This window comes from Janibacter sp. GXQ6167, assembly GCF_041365945.1.
In the GTDB taxonomy this organism is placed as follows: domain Bacteria; phylum Actinomycetota; class Actinomycetes; order Actinomycetales; family Dermatophilaceae; genus JBGFSK01.
Map to the genome: position 1 here is coordinate 359,468 of NZ_JBGFSK010000001.1, position 19,381 is coordinate 378,848.

Consider the following 19,381-nt stretch of genomic DNA (forward strand, 5'->3'; position numbering starts at 1 on the left):
GGTGCTTACCCACGAGGGTGAGCACCTAGGCCGTGCTTAAGCAAAGTGGTCAACGGGGTGGGGGAAGGGGGTGCCGGTCGCGGTCGTCGGGCGGTTGGTCCGAGGCGTCCCGAAGGCGGTACGGTGGGCCTCGCACGACGGCGTGTGTTCGAGGTCACAAGCTTTGGGCGACGCCACCGACACTGACGTCCCTCGACGGCCCGCCGGGCCGACCCGAGCGGGCGTCCGCGATCGTTTCCAGCCCGCGCGGGAGCACCCTCGCCGCATCGGGCGGCGAAGGAGTTGCACGTGAGCACGGATCAGCGCGCCGAGGCTGGCGGCGAAGCCGCCGGTAAGGCTTCGCACGAGATGGCCCAGGCGTTTGAAGCCCCAAGTGGCGGGCCCGTCCCGGACACGCAGAACCCGGACATGGTCCAGTTCATCGATGCCGATGGCGTCCGGATGCCCAATGACGCGGCGAATGCGCCGTACGCGGAGCTAGTCGAGCGCCTCGACTCGGCCGACGCCCGCACGCTCTACCGGGACCTCGTCCTCGTGCGGCGGGTCGACCAGGAGGGTCATGCCCTGCAGCGCCAGGGCGAACTCGGCCTCTGGCCCTCCCTTCTCGGTCAGGAAGCCGCCCAGGTCGGCTCGGGCCGCGCTCTTCGCCCCCACGACTACGCCTTCCCCGGCTACCGCGAGCACGGCGTCGCGATGTGCCGCGGGGTGGACCCGGAGAACCTCTTCGGCATGTTCCGTGGCGTCAACAACGGCGGCTGGGATTCCAACGCCAACAACTTCCACCTCTACACGATCGTCATCGGCAACCAGATGCTGCACGCCACCGGGTACGCGATGGGGATTCAGCGCGACGGCGCTGTCGGCACGGGCGACCCAGAACGCGACGCCGCGGTGATGGCCTTCACCGGCGACGGTGGCACCGCGCAAGGCGACTACAACGAGGCTCTCGTCTTCGCCTCGGTTACCTCGGCCCCGATCGTCTTCTTCATCCAAAACAACCAGTGGGCGATCTCGGAGCCGAACGAGAAGCAGTTCACCATCCCCCCGTACCAGCGAGCGAAGGGCTTCGGATTCCCCGGGGTGCTCGTCGACGGCAACGATGCCGTGGCGGTCTACGCCGTCACCAAGACCGCGCTCGATCGGGCGCGCGCCGGCGAAGGTCCGACGCTGATCGAGGCATACACCTACCGGCTCGGGGCGCACACCACGTCCGACGACCCGACCAAGTACCGGTCCTCGGCCGAGGTCGAGATGTGGAAGGAGAAGGACCCGATCAAGCGGATGCGGGGCTTCATGCTCACCTACGGCCACTGCGACGAGGCCTTCCTCGATGCGGTCGACGCCGAGGCCGACGAACTCGCCGCACGAGTGCGGACCGCCGCGCAGACGATGCCCGACCCCGAGCCCGCGTCGATGTTTGACCATATCTACGCCGAGCCGCATCCCATGGTCGACGCCGAGCGTGCCGCCTTCGTCGAGTACCACGAGTCCTTCGAGACGGAGGGGGCGAACTGATGGCCACCCAGAAACTCTCGATGGCCAAGGCCCTCAACTCCGGCCTGCGCGCCGCCATGGAAGCCGACCCGAAGGTCGTCCTCATGGGCGAAGACGTGGGCCAACTCGGCGGTGTCTTCCGGATCACCGAGGGTCTGCAAAAGGACTTCGGCGAGGACCGCGTGATCGATACTCCGCTCGCGGAGTCCGGCATCGTCGGGACCGCGGTCGGCCTGGCCCTGCGCGGTTACCGTCCCGTCGTGGAGATCCAGTTCGACGGCTTCGTCTACCCCGCCTTCGACCAGATCGTGAGCCAGGTCGCGAAGATGCATGCCCGCTCCCTCGGGCACCTGAAGCTCCCGATGGTGATCCGGATCCCGTGCGGTGGTGGGATCGGCGCGGTCGAGCACCACAGCGAGTCCAACGAGGCGTATTTCGCTCACACCGCGGGCCTGCGCGTCGTCGCCTGCTCCAACCCCGAAGACGCCTACTGGATGATCCAGCAGGCGATCGCCTCGGACGATCCGGTCATCTTCTTCGAACCCAAGCGCCGCTATCACGAGCGTGGCGAGGCCGACATCGACCAGGCCGCGGCCCCCTTCGACCTCCACACCGCTCGGGTGGCGCGCGAAGGGAGCGACGCGACCCTGCTCTGCTACGGCCCCATGGTCTCAACGTGCCTGCAGGCGGCGGCCGCCGCGGAGGAGGAAGGGCGATCGCTGGAGGTCATCGATCTGCGCACGCTCTCCCCGCTCGACACCGAGGCGATCTTCTCGTCCGTGAAGAAGACCGGGCGTGCCATCGTCGTGCACGAGGCGAGCACCTTCGTCGGACTGGGTGGGGAGATCGCCGCGCAGGTCCAGCAGGAGTGCTTCTACCACCTCGAGGCGCCAGTGTTGCGCGTCGGCGGATACAACATCCCCTACCCGCCGAGCCGACACGAGGAAGCCTTCCTGCCCGACCTCGACCGAGTGCTCGACGCCGTCGACCGCTCGCTCGCCTACTAAGGAGTCGCGATGGCGCTCAAGCCCTTCAACCTGCCCGATCCCGGCGAGGGTCTCGTCGAAGCCGATCTCGTCACCTGGCGCGTCGCGGTCGGTGACACGGTCACCGTCAACCAGATCGTCGTCGAGGTCGAGACCGCGAAATCCCTCGTGGAGCTCCCGATCCCCTTCGCCGGTCGAGTCGCCGAACTCCTTGCCGCAGAAGGGGACACGGTCGACGTCGGGGCTCCGATCATCGTGATCGAGACCGATGAACCCGCGACCAGCGAACCCGCCTCCGATGGGGGCGGTGACGGTGACGAGGAGCCGCTGCCGACCCTGGTCGGCTACGGGGCAAAGGCCAGCAGTGGACGTCGCCGCGCTCGCCGATCTCCGGCCGCCGCGGCTCCCCCTTCGTCCGGGTCGGCCCCGGCCGCCCCCGAGGCTCCGGCTGAGCAACCTGCTCCTGCCGTTCAGGACGAAGGGAGTGAGCCCGCAGCGCCGATGACCGGTGAGCGGGCCCGTGCCTTGGCCAAGCCGCCGGTGCGCAAACTCGCCAAAGACCTGGGTGTCGACCTCGTCGCGATCTCTGGATCCGGCCCGGGCGGCATCGTGACGCGCGGCGACGTCGAGGCCGCTGCGTCCTCTGCTCCTTCCTCCTCCGCACATGCCCGGGCATCTGCCGAAAGTGGGGGGCAGGAGCGGCCGGCCGAGACCCGCGTCCCGATCAAGGGGGTCCGCAAGGCCACCGCGCAGGCCATGGTCGACTCGGCCTTCACCGCGCCGCACGTCACCGAGTTCGTCACGGTCGATGTGACCTCGATGATAGACATGGTCTCGGCGCTGAAGTCCGATCGCGAGTTTGCCGGTGCCAAGGTCACCCCGCTGCTCCTCGTCGCCAAGGCCCTTTGTCTCGCTGTGCGCCGCCACCCGGACGTGAACGCGTCGTGGGACGAGGCCGCCCAGGAGATCGTCATCAAGCGGGACGTGAACCTCGGCATCGCCGCGGCCACTCCCCGTGGGCTCATGGTGCCGAATATCAAGGCGGCCGATCGGATGTCGGTGCGTGAACTCGCCGATGCCCTCTCCGACCTCGTCACGACGGCGAAGGAGGGCAAGACCCAGCCGGCCGATCTCTCCGGAGGCACGATCACGATCACCAACGTCGGGGTCTTCGGCGTCGACGCAGGGACACCGATCCTCAACCCCGGTGAGGCGGCGATCCTGGCCTTCGGCGCCGTCCGTCGGATGCCGTGGGTGGTCACCGCTGCCGACGGGACCGAGTCGATCGAGCCGCGCTGGGTCACCCAGCTCGCGCTCTCCTTCGACCACCGGATGATCGACGGCGAACTCGGCTCGCTCCTGCTCGCCGATATCGCCGCTCTCCTGCACGACCCCGGCCGCGCCTTCCTCTGGTAGTCGCGCTGGCATGACGAAGGGGGGCCGCGCGATCGATCGCGCGGCCCCCCTTTTCGTCGGGTGGGTTAGAACCGGCAGAGCACCCGCGCGTCCCCCCAGGCGACATAGCGGTACCCATTCGTCGTGAGGGGCGAGTCCGCAAGCTTCAGACGAAGGGCCCCAGAGATATTCGCCGTAACGGGCACCCCCGCGCCGAAGCCAATGTCGCGGGTCCAGAGGCGAGCGGAGTCGCCGTAGACCTCGAAACGGTTCCGCTGGTTCGTCGAGCTGCTGTCATCGGCCTGCCCCGCGACGGCGGAGAAGGTGGTGCACTTGCGGCCGAGGTTCCATTCCGCAGTGTTGGATTCAGACCAGACGCTGTCGTAGAAGGACTTCGGGTAGTACCTTCCGTTGATCGACACCGAGCCGCGTTTGTAATAGTCGTTCGTGACGGTCTCCAGGTCGTAGAGGTAGTGCCAGGCGTAGACGTTGACCCGCTTCATGGCGCTGACCCGGACGGTCTTGCCGCCCTTTCGCAGCGCCATGCGCAGCCCGTTGGTGCCACCGCGGGTGAGCCGGGCCGCGACAGCGTAGGTGCCCTTGCTGGTGACCTTCTTGGTGGCAAGGCTCTGCCACTTCGTGCCGCTCTTGCGCTGCAGGGTGACGTAGTAGCCGCTGCGGTTGGGCGTGATCTTGCCGCGCGCCGAGATGCTCTGGCCGGCCGTCATCGAGGTGCGACTGAGCGAGAAGGTGAGCTTCGGAGCGGTGGCCGCAGCGACAGCCGGGGCCGCGGGGGCCGGGGCGGCCTGCGCCGGGGTGGCAACAAGCGCCATCGAGGACAGCGCAACGACGCCGGAGCCGAGGATGGCTGCGGCGCGTCGAGCGGAAGGTCGGGTCACGGGGGACTCCTTTGTTCTGACAGGGATAGGTGGGCCAGCGCCGACGCTAGGGCCACCGCGTACCGGGCGGTAGTCGATAGATCTGTGGACGCAAAAAGAAGGGGGTGGCGCGCCGACCGGCACGCCACCCCCTTCTTTACGGCGACCTACAAGCCCTGGGCTTGCTGCAGGAGCTCGCGCAGTTCCGGATTGCCGGTCGGCGCGCTACGGCGCAGGCCAACGTTCGGGTCGGGCTGCGGTACGGGGTCGCACTGCACGTCCGCGCGGTTGCCCGAGCGCCGCTTCGGCAGGATCCCGTCCTTGAGGAAGGCCGCCACGCGGTTGTCGGTGCACGCGACGCCCGAGAGCGAGCCGGAGTGGGTGGTGCCGCCAACCCCTTCGATCAGGACCGACCGCGGGAAGCGGTGCCGGGTCGCGAGGGCCCCGCTGAAGGGAGTCGCCGCATCCTTGGTTTCGGCGATGAGCAGCATGGCCGGGGCCTTCGCGCCGTTCATCTTGGTCGGGTTGCCCTGCGGTGCAGGCCAGTTGAGGCAGGGCAGGTTGAACCAGGTGTTGCCCCAGGTCTCGAAGGGGGCGGTGCGGTGCTGGCGCCAGGCGTCCTGGCGCCACCGGTTCCACTGCGTGGGCCAGCGGGCATCGGTGCACTGGACACCGAGGTAGACCGCGTACCCGTTGTCGGCGCCCGGTCCGGTCGGGTTCGAGGTGAGGTACTCGTCCTCGACTCCCGCGAAGTCACCCTGAGCGGCCTGCGAGTACAACTGCCCGAGGTGCACCCAGTCGTAGACGTAGTAGCCGGCCGAGAGGAAGACATCGGTCCACTCGGAGGAGCCGACCTTGCCGCGCGGCTTCTTGGCGAGCTCATTGCGGATCTCGAACCACCGCTGACGGACGACCGACGGCTTCGTCCCAAGGCCGAAGGTCGCGTCATTCTTCGCGATCCAGGCAAACCACTCGCGCATCGAGTTTTCGAAGGCGGCGTTCTGGTCCTGGTTCGCGGGGTACCAGGCACGGCTCGCGTCGACGACGCCGTCGAGGACGAAGCGGTACACGTGGCTCGGGTAGCGCGAGGCGTAGCCCTGGCCGATGTAGGTGCCGTAGGAGAAGCCGTAGAGGCTGATCTTCTTCGAGCCGAGCGCGGCGCGGATCGAGTCCATATCGCGCACGGTGTTGTCGCTGCGCAGATGGTTCAGGATCGCGCCATTGTTCTTGCGGCAGTCCTTGGCGTAGACCGCAGCCTTGTCACGCCACGCGCGCTCGATGGAGGCGGTACGCGGGATGATCGCCGGACGCACCGGTTCGGTGTAGTTGCCATCGCAGCTGAGCGACGGCTCGCTGTCGCCGACCCCACGGGGGTCGAACCCGATCCAGTCGTAGCCATCCCCGGCGTTGTCGGGGACCCAGGCCCCGAGCCGGGCGAGGGTGAGTCCGGAGCCTCCGGGGCCACCCGGGTTGACGAGCATCGGGCCCAGGTAGCGGGTCCCCTTCTTCGCCTTGATCCGCGACACCGCGATCGCGATCTTCTGCCCGCGGGGCTTGGCGTAATCAAGCGGCACCAGCACCTTGCCGCACTCGGCGCCTGCGTCGGCCAGGCGCGAGTTGGCGCACGTGCCCCAGCGGACCGAGGGCGGGGTGTACGTCCCCCCGCCGCGAGCCTGCGTCACCGGCGCCTGCGCCGACGGCGCTGGCGCCGCCGCGGCGCTACCGACGGCGGCTGCTCCGGACGCGATGACCGCAGCAGCGGTGACGAGTGAGGTGATCCTGCGCATGTGGTGACCCCTAGATTCTCGTGGCGTTGGGGCGGGAGGCGCTCCGACAGGTCAGCGTGGCACTGACCCGTGCCGATCGTAAAGGGGTCGACGCGTGGAAATCGGTCAGAAGAGGACGCGAATTCCCGAACCACTCTCCGGGCGCACGCTTCGGTACCCAAGGCCGCCGCCGGTCAAGCCCAGCCAGCGCACGATCGTGTTCCCGCTCGCCGACAGGGCCAGCACGTCGTCCTGACGATTCGTCCCGGCAAGGTCGCCGGGCGACGAGACGTACTTGCGGCCACCGAAGCCCGCGACAGTGGTGCCGGATCGCCAGGCCGTCCCGGTCGAGGTGAAGGTGGTGAGGGCGCCGGTCTCGCGGTTGAGAGCGCGCACATCGTCGCGACCATCGCCGTTGACGTCGCGGACGCCGATGATCCGGCTCTGCTTGGCGAAGGGGCGACCCATATCGCGCACCGTGCGCAAGCTTCCGGAGTCGGAGAGCTCGTAGTGCCTCGCGTACCCACCGGGGCGGCGGGTCACGATGTCGAGGCGGCCGTTGCGGTCGATGTCGACGCCTGAGGCGATGTCGGTGACCGGCCCCCAACCGGTGATGATCCTCTTCGCCGGGCCGAGGGTGCCCGTGGAGGTGGTGAAGCGCAACTCGACGGTGCCATTACTGCGGCGCATCAGGATGTCCGATCGGCCGTCGCGGTTGACATCGCCGGCGTCACCGATCCAGGTCACCCCGGTCAGACCGGTCGCCATCACCTTGCGTGTGCCCAGGGCGCCGGAACTGTTGGCCTTCCACCACACGAGGCGCCCACCGGGCGTGAGGTAGCGGACGTCGGCTCGCTTGTCCCGGTCCATGTCGCCTCGGACACCCCGGGCCGGAAGGGAGGGCTTGAGTTCCGAGCGATTGGCCCAGACGCGGCGGGAGACACCTTCGATCGTCGAGATCTGGGTCGACATCGAGCCCGGGTTGTCGTTGGTCAGGACCGCGATCGTGTACTGGCTGCTACCGCTCTTGGTGAAGCCGATGCTGTTGACGTGCCAACCGGTGGTGCGCGGCAGCCAGCCGTTCTTTACGGCGGTGGAGCCGCTCGGGGGGCCGGCCGTAACCCCCCAACGCTGCGAACTTGCGACCTTGCGCATCTCGGAGAGTCCGTAGGCACGGTTCGTCGAGTTGAGCAGCCCCGTGCTCCGCGCGAAGTGCTCCATGAGGATCACCTGGTCGGCGGGCGTGGTCGAGGTGAGACCCCAGCGGCCTCCCGGGTCGGCGACGGTCGCGGTCATCTTCAGTCGCGCCGCCGACCTCGTGATCGCGCTCCGTCCGCCGAGGTCATTAAAGAGGCGGGTGGTCGCCGCGTTGTCGCTCTGACGGATCATCGGGACGATCTGCGACTTCTCCCAGGCGGTGAGGCCGCGACCGGCGTCTTGGGCGCGGAGCATGACCGCGGCCATGATCTGGACCTTGACGATGCTCGCCGTGTAGTTGCGGGCTCGGGTCTTGGTGTACGTGTAGGTCGTGCCGCTTCCCGGGACCCGCACGGCCACACCGACGGCGCCGCTTCGACCCCTAAGGTAGGACGACACGGACGAGAAGGGCAGCGGCTTGGTCGCTGCCGCGGCCTGCGGAGTCGTTGAGGCCTCCGGCGCGGCCGGTGCCGGTTCGGTGACCACGACGGTGAAGGTCTGCTTACCGGAGACGGCACCGGTGGTCTTCGGGAGCGCACGGGTTTCGTCGGTCGGCAGGACCTCCTCGAGGTCGTCCCCCTTCGTCGGCTCCAGCGCCTCGCACTGCGCGCCCTCGCCGGTGGCAGGGACCTCGACAGTGGCCCCGGAGGCATCCCGTCCGACGAAGCCGGGCTCTCCGACGACCTGCAGCGGTCCGTCCTCGATGCTCGCCTCGTCTCCGGTCACGGTGATGGTGTCCTCACCGATCCCGTCACAGAGGACCTTGATCTGTTCGGGCGCCGGATCATCGGCCGAAGAGGTCGCGAAGGCGGGAGCCGAGAGCGTGCCGGCCAAGGTCGCGGCCAAGGTGATGGTCAAAGCACGTCGAGTACTGCGCATGAAAAATCAAGCCCCCCAGGTGGCGTGTGGCGTCCTGCTCGCAGTCTGCCCAGAAAATCAGAGATTGCGCCACCCCCCGAACGCCGGAGGTTTAGGCGAGGCCTTGAGCGCGCAGCGCCAACCATAAGGTGGCCGCCACATCGGGGTCGTCGAGATCACACTCCAGCACGCGGTGCGCGGCGGCAATTCGAGCACGGACCGTATTGCGATGGGTCCCGGTCGCGTCGGCAACGCGCTCCCAGTGACCGCGATGGCGAAGGTACTCGACGACCGTAGGCACGAGCGGCGCGCGCTCATAGGACTGTAGGCGAGTCAGAAGGGAGGCCGCCGTCGCCGCGGTGAGACCGTCTTCGCGCTCCCCGGGTACGCGAAGATCCGCGGGCTCGGCGGCCTTAGCGGCGGCCACCGTCGCGTGGATCGTCGGCGCGGCATTGAGCGTCGCAACGACCGGGCTCCACCGGCCGCGCAGCGCCGGGTCGGTACGCGCATGGAGCTCATCGACGGATTCGGCGACCGCGGCGATCTGGGCAGGCGGCACCAGAGCGGTGACGCTCGAGTCGTCGGCGGTAGCCCACAGCGGCTCGCGGGTGCGCTCCGCCGTCGCGGACACGAGATCTTCGAGCAGTTCCTCCGTCGACCGGTCCGGGCCGGGGACGACGCTCAGGACGGCACCTCGCCGAGGCGCCGGTGAGGGCGCGGTCTGGGCGGCCAACTGCACCGCAGCATCGCTGCGCCCCATGGCGATGAGATCCACCACGCAGGCTCGACGAGCCCGCTCGGCGCTCGCCTTGGTGACCGTGTCGTCGAGCACGGTCGCGAGCAGCGTGCATCCGCCGAGGACGATCCCGCGGACCTCGTGGGTGATCGGGCGGGCGCACCCGACCGCGACGAATCCGATGAGCCGCGAGCCGCGCAACAGCGGTTGGACCATCACGTCGTGCTCCGCGAGGGCGAAGGTAGACGCTGCATGCGGGCCGGCGCTGCGGAGGCGGTCGACTTCGCTGCGCAACTGGGTGACCACGCCGCGTCGGCGACGCGGCCAGACCTCGACCGGAGCCCCAGTGGGGCCGAGCCGCGCGGCCCAGCCGCCCGCTGCGGTCCCGAGCACGCGGATCATCGCCGAGAGCGGGTTCGGGCTCATCGCCGCCCGCGCGAGGTCGCGGTGGGCGCCGAGCGCGGTCTGCAGAGCGGCCTCGCCGTCGCGGGAGACGAGCGACCAGTAGGTGCGGATGATGCTCTGGAAGGGGGTCGGCGCAGGCACCACGAGAAGGGGGAGGCCGGCGGCCCGGCAGGACGTGACGAGGGCATCAGGTACTTCGGCGTGGACGGGTCCGAGGCCCACCGCGAGCCCGGTCACCCCGTGCGAGGACAGTCGCGCCGCATAGGCCCGTACCTGCGCTAACCGGCGGGGAAGGGCGAGCCCAGTGGTGAGGAGGAGCTCACCGCCGTCGAGGTAGGGCGTGGGATCGACGAGCTCGCTGACGTGAACCGCAGAAATCTCGGCGTCGCCGGGCAGGTCGGTGAGCGCGATCAGGTCTTGAGGAAGGGCTCGGCTGAGCTCGGTCAGGGTGGGCACCACATACCTCCATGGATGATCCATCCATGATCACACGACATTGAGTCAAAATGACCGAGGAGCGGAAGTGTCGGTCCTCCGTACCGTGGACGGAACGCAACGGTTCGCCCGCCGCCGCGCGGGCCCGCGACCCAACGGAGGATCGATGACCGCAATGGCCGACGCCACCACCGCACTCAACGGTGGAGTGCTCCAGCGCCGTCAGGTGGTGACCGCCCTACCGGGCCCACGGTCCGAGGCTCTCCAGGTCGGCCGCGACCGCGCCCTGCCGCGGGGGCTCGGGAAGGTGCTGCCGATCTTCGTCGAGCGCGCCGGCGGCGGGATCATCGTCGACGTCGACGGCAACCACCTCATCGACTTCGCCTCCGGGATCGCCGTAACGAGCGTCGGTGCGAGCGCTCCGGCGGTCGTCGACGCAGTCTCCGAGCAGGTCGCGCGCTTTACCCACACCTGCTTCCTCGTCACCGAGTACGAGTCGTACGTGGAGGTCGCGCAGCGGCTCAATGAGCTCACGCCCGGCGATCACGCCAAGACGACCGCGCTGTTTTCCACGGGCTCCGAGGCGATCGAAAACGCCGTGAAGATCGCCCGCGTCGCGACCGGACGCTCTGGGGTCATCACCTTCGATGATGCCTTCCACGGCCGCGGCCTCTTCACCCTGGCGATGACCGCCAAGGAGGTCCCGTACAAGCGCGGGTTCGGCCCCTTCTCCGACCAGGTGCACCGCGCCCCTTTCCCCAACCCGCTGCGCTGGCCCGCTGGCGCCGAGAAGGCGGCCGAGGAGGCGCTCGCCGCGCTGCGCTCCCTGCTCGCCGAGGTCGGCCCGGACACCATCGCCGCGATCGTGGTCGAGCCCATCCAGGGCGAAGGGGGATTCGTCGTCCCTGCGCCGGGCTTCCTCCCAGGCCTGGTGGAGATCGCCGCGGAGCACGGCATCGTCCTCATCGCCGACGAGATTCAGGCGGGGATCGCGAGGACCGGTCAGTGGTTTGCCTGCGATCACGAAGGGGTTGTGCCTGACCTCATCGTGACCGCGAAGGCGCTCGCTGGTGGGCTTCCCCTCGCTGCGGTGACCGGTCGTGCCGAGATCATGGACGCGGCCGACCCGGGCGCCCTCGGCGGTACCTACGCGGGCAATCCGCTGGCCTGCGCCGCGGCGCTCGCCACCTTGCGCACCATCGAGGAGGCCGACCTGATCGCGGCGGCGCGTCGGATCGAAGAGGTCGTCCGCGACGAACTTCAGCCCCTGGTGGGCGAAGGCGGCCCGGTGGTCGACCTCCGCGGGCGTGGCGCGATGATGGCCGTCGAGCTCGTCCGGCCAGGCACCACCGAGCCCGACCCGGGAGCAGCCGCGACCGTCGCCAAGCGCTGCCACGAGCAGGGCGTGGTGGTCCTCGTGAGCGGGACACAGGGCAACGTCCTGCGCCTCCTCCCCCCGCTCGTGATCGGTGAAGACCTGCTCCGCGAGGGTCTGCGCGTGATCGTCGATGCGATCGAGGACATCTAGATGAGCGCCGCGGTCAGCGTGGACCCACGCACGGGCGCGGAGGTCGCCGCACCTCGCGAGTCGAGCGCGGACGAGATCCGCGATGTCATCGCCGCTGCCGCCGCAGTGGCGCCCGAAGTCGCCGCGACCCCGCCTCGGATCCGCGGGGCCTGGCTGGAAGCGCTCGCGGCGGCGCTGGTCGAGCACGCTGACGAACTCGTCGCCCTCGCCGATCAGGAGACCGCTCTCGGGGAGGTTCGCCTGCGCACCGAACTCGAGCGCACCGCAGCCAACGCCCGGTACTACGGCGCGGTCGGCGCGCGCGGTGACTGGATGCGCGCGGTCCGCGATGACCTTGACGGGGTCAGTCTGGCTCGCGCCTTCCTGCCCATCGGTGTCGTTGGAGTCTTCGGGGCGAGCAACTTCCCCTTCCAGTTCGGGGTCCTCGGACACGACACCTGCTCGGCCATCGCCGCAGGATGCCCGGTCGTCGTGAAGCACCACCCTGCTCATCCGCGCCTCTCGGCACGTCTCGGGGAGGTGGCGCGGGCTGCCCTCGCCGACGCCGGAGCACCGGACGGCGTCTTCGGTGAGGTCATCGGCTTTGCGGCCGGAGTCGAACTCGTCGCCGCGGATCCGGTGCGCGCCATCGGCTTTACCGGATCGCAGCGCGGCGGGATGGCCCTCGTCGAGACCGCTGCCGCAAGGACTCGCCCCATTCCCGTCTACGCCGAGATGGGCACGGTCAATCCCGTGCTCGTCACGACCCGGGCCGCCGCGACCCGCGCCGACGACATCGCCGACGGCCTGGTCGCCTCCTTCACCCTCGGTGGGGGTCAGTTCTGCACTAAGCCCGGTCTGGTCCTCCTGCCCGAAGGGAGCGGCCTCACCGAGCGGATCGCGGGGCGGGTCGAGCGGGCGGGGGGCACCTGGCTGCTGACCGCCGCGATCGCGCAGTCCTTCGCGAGTGGGATCGACGCGCGGGTCGCGACGGGGAGCGAGGTGCTCGCATCCGGTGACCGACCGGACGCTGGGCACGCCGCAGCCCCCACCGCCCTACGGGCCTCGATCCGCGACCTCACCGACGGGTCGCCGCTCATCGAGGAGTGTTTCGGCCCCCTTCTCATCATCGTCGAATACGCCGACCCGGCCGAGGCTCGTGACGCCCTGGCTCGGCTGCAGCCCTCGCTCGCTGCCGCTGTGCAGACCGACGGCAGCGGCGCGGACCCAGAGTTGGAGGCGGTGACCCCCCTTCTGCTTGACCAGGTCGGACGCCTCGTCGTCGATGGGTGGCCGACCGGTGTCGCCTGCTCCGACGCGATGCAACATGGCGGTCCGTGGCCGGCGACGAGCCGTCCGGACGCGACCAGCGTGGGTGCAGCAGCGCTCGAGCGGTGGACGCGGCCGGTTGCCGTCCAAGGGGTCCCCGACGCGGCCCTCCCCGCGCCACTGCGTGCGGATGACCCGTGGGGGGTGCGACCGTGAGAGCCATGAGCGATGACGCGGAGCCGGTCAGCGCGCCCGCCCCCGAAGCGAGTCCCGATCTCCCGCTGAAGGGGGTCCTCGTCGCCGACTTCAGCCGGGTCCTCGCGGGACCACTGGCGACCATGACCCTCGCGGATCTTGGGGCCGATGTCGTGAAGGTCGAGCGCCCGGGAGTTGGCGACGAGACCCGGGCCTGGGGTCCGCCCTTCACCGAGCACGGCACGACGTATTACGCCTCGGTCAACCGGACCAAGCGATCGATTGCGCTTGACCTCAATGACCCTGCTGACCGGGCCCTCGCCGGGGAACTCGCCCGTCGGGCCGACGTCGTGATCGAGAACTTCAAGCCCGGGACCATGGAACGCCTCGGGTTGGGCTACGACGATCTGCGCCGAGTGAACCCGGGCGTGATCTACTGCTCGATTTCCGGCTTCGGTGCGACCGGTGGGCGCGACCTGCTCGGGTATGACTTCGTCGTCCAGGCCGCGAGTGGCCTGATGAGCATCACCGGTACGCCCGATGAGGCCACGAAGGTCGGCGTCGCCGTCGTCGATGTGCTGACGGGCAAGGACGCGGTCATCGGGATCCTCGCGGCGCTCCATGCGCGAGGCCGCGATGGCGAAGGGGAGCGGTTGGAGATCTCCCTTCTCACCTCGGCCCTCGGTGGCCTGGCCAACCAAGCGCAGGCCGCGCTCGCGACCGGTACCTCGCCAGCGCGGATGGGCAACAAGCACCCGAGCATCGCGCCCTACGAGACGCTGCGCTGCGCCGACCGCGAGATCGCCGTGGCCTGCGGTAACGACGGGCAGTTCCGCCGGCTCGCGGCCGCGCTCGAGCGGCCTGAGCTCGCTGACGACCCTCGATTTGCAACCAATGCCGCGCGCGTCGCTCACCGCCTCGAGCTGATCGCCGCCCTGGAGGAGGTCTTGCTGAGCGCCCCGGCAGCCCACTGGGTCGCGGTCTGCGGGGCCGCCCAGGTCCCCGCGGGTGTCGTCGGGACGATCCTCGACGGGATCGAACTCGCCGAACAGTTGGGGCTCGAACCGACCGTCACCGTCGGAGCGGGGCACGCCCCGCAGGTCCGCCATCCCGTGCGATGGGCGCGGCGGGGGACCGCGACCCCGACCCCGCCACCAACGCTCGGGGAGCACGACAGCGCGTTGCGCGCCTGGCTCTCCGCGCCACTTCCCTCCGTACCCCACATCACCTGATCACCCCTCGAACCCTCAACCCGGAAGGTATGTCGATGAAGTCCGCCCCGCCCCGCCCGAAGAACGCCGACCCGCTCGACCTCGTCGACATCGGTGCGGTGCTAAGCGATGAGGAGAAGGCGATCCGCGCGACGGTCCGCCAGGTCTGTGAGCGCCGGATCGAACCACACATCGCGCAGTGGTACGAGGACGGCGACCTGCCCGCGCGCGAACTCGCGCTCGAACTCGGCGAGGTCGGCCTGCTCGGGATGCACCTCGAGGGGTATGGCTGCGCCGGGATGAGCGCAGTCGACTATGGCCTCGCCTGCCTCGAACTCGAGGCGTGCGACTCCGGGATCCGCTCGCTCGTCTCGGTCCAGGGCTCCCTCGCGATGTTCGCGATCTGGCGCTGGGGGAGCGAGGAGCACAAGCAGCAGTGGCTGCCGCGGATGGCGGCCGGTGAGGCCATCGGCTGCTTCGGTCTCACCGAACCCGACCACGGCTCCGACCCCGCCTCGATGCGCACCCGCGCGGTCAAGGACGGCGATGACTGGGTGCTCAACGGCGCGAAGATGTGGATCACCAACGGATCAATCGCCGACGTCGCCGTCGTCTGGGCCAACGCGGGTGAGGAAAACGGCGGGATTCGCGGCTTCGTCGTGCCGACCGACCTCCCGGGCTTCGCGGCGCACACCATCCACCACAAGATGTCGCTGCGCGCATCGGTGACCTCCGAGCTCACGCTCGAAAACGTCCGGCTGCCCGCCGACGCCGTTTTCCCCGATGTCACAGGCCTGCGCGGACCCCTCTCGTGCCTGTCGGAGGCGCGGTACGGGATCGTCTGGGGCTCGCTCGGCGCGGCCCGCTCGTCCCTGGAAGCGGCCCGCCGCTACTCGCTCGAACGCACCCAGTTCGGCAAGCCGCTCGCGGGCTTCCAGCTCACTCAGGCGAAGCTCGCCAACATGGCGACCGAACTCCAGCTCGGCGAGCTCCTCGCCCTTCACCTCGGCCGTCGCAAGGACGAAGTGGGCCTGCGTCCCGAGCAGGTCTCGGTCGGCAAATACAACAACATCACCAAGGCGATCGAGATCTGCCGGACGGCCCGAACCATCCTCGGAGCCAACGGGATCAGCGCCGAGTTCCCGGTGATGCGGCACGCCAACAATCTCGAGTCCGTGCTGACCTACGAGGGCACCGTCGAGATGCACACCCTCGTCCTCGGCCAGGCAATGACCGGAGTCCCAGCCTTCCGCTGACGACCGCTCCTCGCCCCCTTCGTCAGGAGGGGGCGAGCCGGTCGTGGAATGCCAAGTAGAGGTTCGCGATGATCGTCGGCGACGTGATCGGAGCCTCGAGGATCTGCTCGACCCGCGTGAGGCGGTAGCGCACGGTGTTGGGGTGGACGAAGAGGGCATCCGCGGCCGCTGTCGTGTCCATGCCCTGCGAGAGCCAGGTGATCACGGTCTCGACGAGGTCAGGGCGGTCCAGCAGGTCCGAGAGCTGCTGGTGCACCTTCGCGGCGGTCACCGCCTGACCGCGCGAAGACAGCAGCCAGGTCGCGAGATCAACGTCCTCAAAGCGCACCACCATGCCCGAAGGGGGGAGGCCATCGCCCGACCCGAAGGTCCCCCGGCGCACGGCGACCTGCGCCGCGCGGCGGGCGTCGCGGATCTGGCGGGGCGCGGAGACAAAGTCCTCGAAGGGCTCACTCAGGCCCACGTGATGCGTCGCGGTGAGGGCGTCCAGCCAGGCGTCGAGCGCCCGCCCTTCGCCGACCAGACCGGTGAGTTCGCTCGGGTCGACCCCTTCGGACCCTCCCGTCGCGGCGTGCAGGGTGAGGGCGAGCCCGGTCAGTTGGGCCTCGTCGTGCAAGGTGGCAAGCAGCGCATCGATCGAGCCCGGATCCATGGCGTACGGCAGCGCGGTGAAGACGCGCACGGGGTGGCCCCGGGCGAAGCGCTGACTGCGCAGGCGCTCCCAGACCCGCTCCGCCTCCTCGGTGGTGAGTCCCTGCCCGAGGCGACGCATGAGCTCGGCCGCCTCGGCCTGCAGTTGGGTGGCCCCAAGGGCGCGGATGCCGGTCGCGGCCGCGAGGATCCGCTGCGCCGACTCGAGCAGCGCGTCACCGACATCGATAAGGGTGCTCTCCCGCCGACTCGCGAGAGCGAGCCAAAAGCCCACCCCGCGCACCACGATCGGGCGGGCGAGGACATGCCAGCGCCCGACGGAGAACATCTGCCGCGCCGACCGCTTGGCTTGCAGTTCGGTGCTGATCAGGCGGGTCGGACCCTCGCCGACCGAGGCGACCTGGCGTCCCCCTTCCTCGTAGATCACGGCCGTCCCTCGGAGGACGGTCGCGAGCCGGTGGACGAGAGCGCGGACGGGTTCGGGCTCGGCGAGCGCGCCGAGGAGGTCGTTTTGGAGCCACAGTTGGCGCTGGAGGAGATACGCATCGGCCTGGTGGACCACCCGGTTGACCACATCTTCGATTTCGAAGAAGGGCACCTCCGGCGGGACGACGAGCACCGGGAGGTCGCGCTCGGAGGCTGCAAGGACGAGGGGCCGCGGGACGGTATCGAAGTGGACGCCGACGCCGAAACACAAGGCGCTGACACCCGCCTCGACCAACTCGTCGATCAACTCCGCCTCACCCGCGGCGCCAGGGGTGAGGCCGACCATCCGCAACCCGGTCGTCAGCATGATCGACCCGGGCTTGAGCCATCGGCTCGGTCGAGCGATCTCGATCGCGTGCGCTGCGATCACCGGACGGTCGACCTCGGCCTGGCTGGCGAGGGTGAGCCCGAGATTGGCGTGCTCGATGAGATCCCGCACGGTCAGGGTGGGGGTGGCCACGGCTGGAGAATCTCCCTTCGGGCTCGGGTTTTGTGCACCGACACAAGAATCAGCGTGCTGCTTTGGCGGAACTCTAATGACGGGGTGTGGCGTGCGCCACCATCCTCGTGGGAACCGCACGAGGCCGGGCCGCCGGCCACATGAGAAGGAGTTGGTTTTATGTCCACGCTGCGCGTGGCCGTCGACGTGGGAGGCACCTTCACCGACGTCGCGATCTTCGACGAGACCTCCCAGGAAGTCCGCGTCACCAAGGTCCCCTCGACCCCCGACGACCCGATGAAGGCGATCATGAACGGCGTCCACCGGGGCGAGGTCGACCTCTCCAAGGTGGCTCTCTTCAGTCACGGTACGACCGTCGCGACCAATGCCCTCATCACCCGCCGGTTCCCGGCCGCCGCGATGGTCACCACCCGGGGCTTTCGCGATGTCCTCGAGATCCGCGACGGCACCAAGGATGACCTCTGGGACGCCTACACCGACATCGGCCAGCCGTACATCCGGCGCCGGGACCGCTTCGAGGTGACCGAGCGCGTCGACTTCTCCGGGCGGGTCGTTGAGCCGCTCGACGAAGAGGGGGCGCGGCAGGTGGCCCGGTTGCTGCGCGACCGCGGCGCCACCACCGTCGCGGTGTGTTTCGTCAACTCGCACGCCAATCCGGTTCACGAGCAGCGGATGCTCGAGATCCTGCGCGAGGAGATGCCCGAGGCGAGCCTGTCCTCCTCTGCCGAAGTCCTGCCGGAGATCTTCGAGTACGAGCGCTTCAACACCACCGTGGCCAACGCGGTCCTCGCCCCGCTCGTCACCGGCTATGTCGACCGGCTGAGCGCCGAACTCACCGACGAGGGTTACGACGGAGCGCTCCTGTTGCTGCACAGCGGCGGCGGCTCGATGACCCCCAAGATGGTTCAGCGCTATCCCGTCCGGCTCGCCGCCTCCGGGATCGCGGCCGGCGCGATCGCCGCGCGTCACGTCGCGACTCAGTGCGGCTACCCCAACGCGATCGGCCTCGACATGGGCGGCACAAGCACCGATATCTGCCTTGTCCACGCCGGAGACCTGCGCGTCACCAAGGAGTGGTCGGTCGAGTATGGCTACCCGATCATCTTCCCGAGCATCGAGGTCTTGACGATCGGCGCCGGCGGCGGCTCGCTCGCCTGGCTGGATGAGGCCGGTTCCCTGCGCAACGGCCCGCAGTCGGCCGGCGCCGACCCCGGCCCCGCGTGCTACGACACCGGCGGGACCGAACCCACCAACTCCGATGCCAATGTCACCCTCGGGCGGCTCGGGACCACCCTTGCCGGTGGGGCCAAGACCCTGAACCCGGCACTCGCGAAGGACGCCCTCGAGCGAGTCGTCGCAGGGCCCCTCGGTCTGGGCCTCGCCGAGGCCGCAGGCGCGGTGGTCAAGGTCGCCAACGCCAACATGGCCGACGCGGTGCGGCTCGTCTCGATCCGAAGGGGGCTCGACCCGCGCGAGTTCGCGCTCGTCGCCTTCGGCGGGGCCGGTGCGCTCCATGGCGCCGAGGTGGCCCGGGAGCTCAGCATCCCGACCGTGATCGTCCCGGCCAACCCGGGGGTGACCTCGGCCCTCGGCTGCCTGCTCGTCGACATCCGGCACGACCTGTCGCAGATGTACAACTACGCGGTCGACGACATCGACACTGACGACCTGGAGGCGCGCTTCACCGCCTTGGAGCGGGAAGCCTCCGATCGCCTGCGGTACGAAGGAGTGGCCCCGGAAAACGCGGTGCTGCAGCGGATGATCTCCATGCGCTACCTCGGCCAGTGGCGTTCGCTCGCGGTCGAGATCGGCTCCGGCCCGGACGCCCTCGCCGAAGCCGTCCACCGCTTCCACGAGCAGCACGAGCGCGAGTTCGCGTTCCGACGCGATGACTCGCCGGTCGAGGCCTACCAGCTCGCGCTGCGCGCGATCGGGACGACGCCGAAGCCGGAGTTCGCGCGGCACGAGCGCGTCGAGGGCCACGTCCCGGAGCCGACGAGCGAGCGCGATGTGTGGTTTGAGGACACCGGCTGGGTGCGGACCCCGGTCCTGGAGCGCTCCAGCCTGCCCGCCGGCACCACCTTCGAGGGCCCGGCGATCGTCGACCAGCTCGACTCCACCACCGTCGTCCCGCCCGGCACCCGGGCCGAGATCGACGAGTGGCTCAACATCTTGATCCACCTCAACTAAGGACAT

Annotated in this window: 13 protein-coding genes; 8 read left to right on the forward strand and 5 right to left on the reverse strand. The window is 69.4% G+C overall.

From position 1 onward, the window contains the following. Positions 1-348 precede the first annotated feature (348 nt). The 3 genes from pdhA to AB8K43_RS01670 are packed head-to-tail and all read left to right on the forward strand — an operon-like array spanning position 349 to position 3,896. On the forward strand, positions 349-1,515 hold the full coding sequence (gene pdhA / locus AB8K43_RS01660; protein WP_370891175.1) for a pyruvate dehydrogenase (acetyl-transferring) E1 component subunit alpha: 1,167 nt from the start codon (positions 349-351) through the stop codon (positions 1,513-1,515). Further along, the gene (locus AB8K43_RS01665) at positions 1,515-2,501 is read left to right on the forward strand and encodes an alpha-ketoacid dehydrogenase subunit beta (protein WP_370890706.1); all 987 of its coding nucleotides are present in this window, start codon (positions 1,515-1,517) and stop codon (positions 2,499-2,501) included. The genes pdhA and AB8K43_RS01665 overlap by 1 nt, the downstream gene beginning before the upstream one ends. A gap of 9 nt (positions 2,502-2,510) precedes the next feature. Beyond that, complete coding sequence (locus tag AB8K43_RS01670) at positions 2,511-3,896, forward strand: dihydrolipoamide acetyltransferase family protein (protein WP_370890708.1); 1,386 nt, start codon at positions 2,511-2,513, stop codon at positions 3,894-3,896. Between the two features lie 65 nt (positions 3,897-3,961). Here the strand turns inward: AB8K43_RS01670 and AB8K43_RS01675 are convergent, their stop codons facing one another. The 4 genes from AB8K43_RS01675 to AB8K43_RS01690 all read right to left on the reverse strand — a co-directional run bounded on the left by AB8K43_RS01675 (position 3,962) and on the right by AB8K43_RS01690 (position 10,171). Beyond that, the gene (locus AB8K43_RS01675) at positions 3,962-4,774 is read right to left on the reverse strand and encodes an NPCBM/NEW2 domain-containing protein (RefSeq protein ID WP_370890710.1); all 813 of its coding nucleotides are present in this window, start codon (positions 4,772-4,774) and stop codon (positions 3,962-3,964) included. A 146-nt stretch (positions 4,775-4,920) separates the two neighbouring features. Further along, a complete protein-coding gene (locus tag AB8K43_RS01680) occupies positions 4,921-6,540 on the reverse strand; it encodes an alpha/beta hydrolase (RefSeq protein ID WP_370890712.1) in 1,620 nt (539 codons plus the stop codon). A 105-nt stretch (positions 6,541-6,645) separates the two neighbouring features. Continuing rightward, positions 6,646-8,574, reverse strand: a complete 1,929-nt coding sequence (locus AB8K43_RS01685) for an FG-GAP-like repeat-containing protein (RefSeq protein WP_370890713.1) — start codon at positions 8,572-8,574, stop codon at positions 6,646-6,648. A 112-nt stretch (positions 8,575-8,686) separates the two neighbouring features. Next, complete coding sequence (locus AB8K43_RS01690; RefSeq protein ID WP_370890715.1) at positions 8,687-10,171, reverse strand: PucR family transcriptional regulator; 1,485 nt, start codon at positions 10,169-10,171, stop codon at positions 8,687-8,689. Positions 10,172-10,325: 154 nt separating this feature from the next. Between AB8K43_RS01690 and gabT the strand changes: the two genes are divergently transcribed. Genes gabT through AB8K43_RS01710 form a run of 4 tightly spaced genes read left to right on the forward strand, consistent with a single transcriptional unit; the run spans position 10,326 to position 15,588 of the window. After that, a complete protein-coding gene (gene gabT / locus AB8K43_RS01695) occupies positions 10,326-11,678 on the forward strand; it encodes a 4-aminobutyrate--2-oxoglutarate transaminase (protein ID WP_370891185.1) in 1,353 nt (450 codons plus the stop codon). After that, positions 11,679-13,142: an aldehyde dehydrogenase family protein gene (locus AB8K43_RS01700; RefSeq protein ID WP_370890717.1), complete on the forward strand. Its 1,464-nt coding sequence runs from the start codon at positions 11,679-11,681 to the stop codon at positions 13,140-13,142. It abuts the gene before it with no gap. Positions 13,143-13,147: 5 nt separating this feature from the next. Beyond that, on the forward strand, positions 13,148-14,353 hold the full coding sequence (locus AB8K43_RS01705) for a CaiB/BaiF CoA transferase family protein (protein WP_370890719.1): 1,206 nt from the start codon (positions 13,148-13,150) through the stop codon (positions 14,351-14,353). A 35-nt stretch (positions 14,354-14,388) separates the two neighbouring features. Continuing rightward, the gene (locus AB8K43_RS01710; protein WP_370890721.1) at positions 14,389-15,588 is read left to right on the forward strand and encodes an acyl-CoA dehydrogenase family protein; all 1,200 of its coding nucleotides are present in this window, start codon (positions 14,389-14,391) and stop codon (positions 15,586-15,588) included. Between the two features lie 22 nt (positions 15,589-15,610). Here AB8K43_RS01710 and AB8K43_RS01715 read toward each other — a convergent pair whose 3' ends face one another. After that, positions 15,611-17,185, reverse strand: coding sequence for a PucR family transcriptional regulator ligand-binding domain-containing protein (locus AB8K43_RS01715; RefSeq protein WP_370890723.1), 1,575 nt, complete (start codon positions 17,183-17,185; stop codon positions 15,611-15,613). Positions 17,186-17,344: 159 nt separating this feature from the next. On the opposite strand from AB8K43_RS01715, the gene AB8K43_RS01720 reads away from it, so the two are divergent. After that, positions 17,345-19,375 carry a hydantoinase/oxoprolinase family protein gene (locus AB8K43_RS01720; RefSeq protein WP_370890725.1) on the forward strand — a complete coding sequence of 677 codons (2,031 nt, stop codon included), beginning with the start codon at positions 17,345-17,347 and terminating at the stop codon, positions 19,373-19,375. Positions 19,376-19,381: the final 6 nt, after the last annotated feature.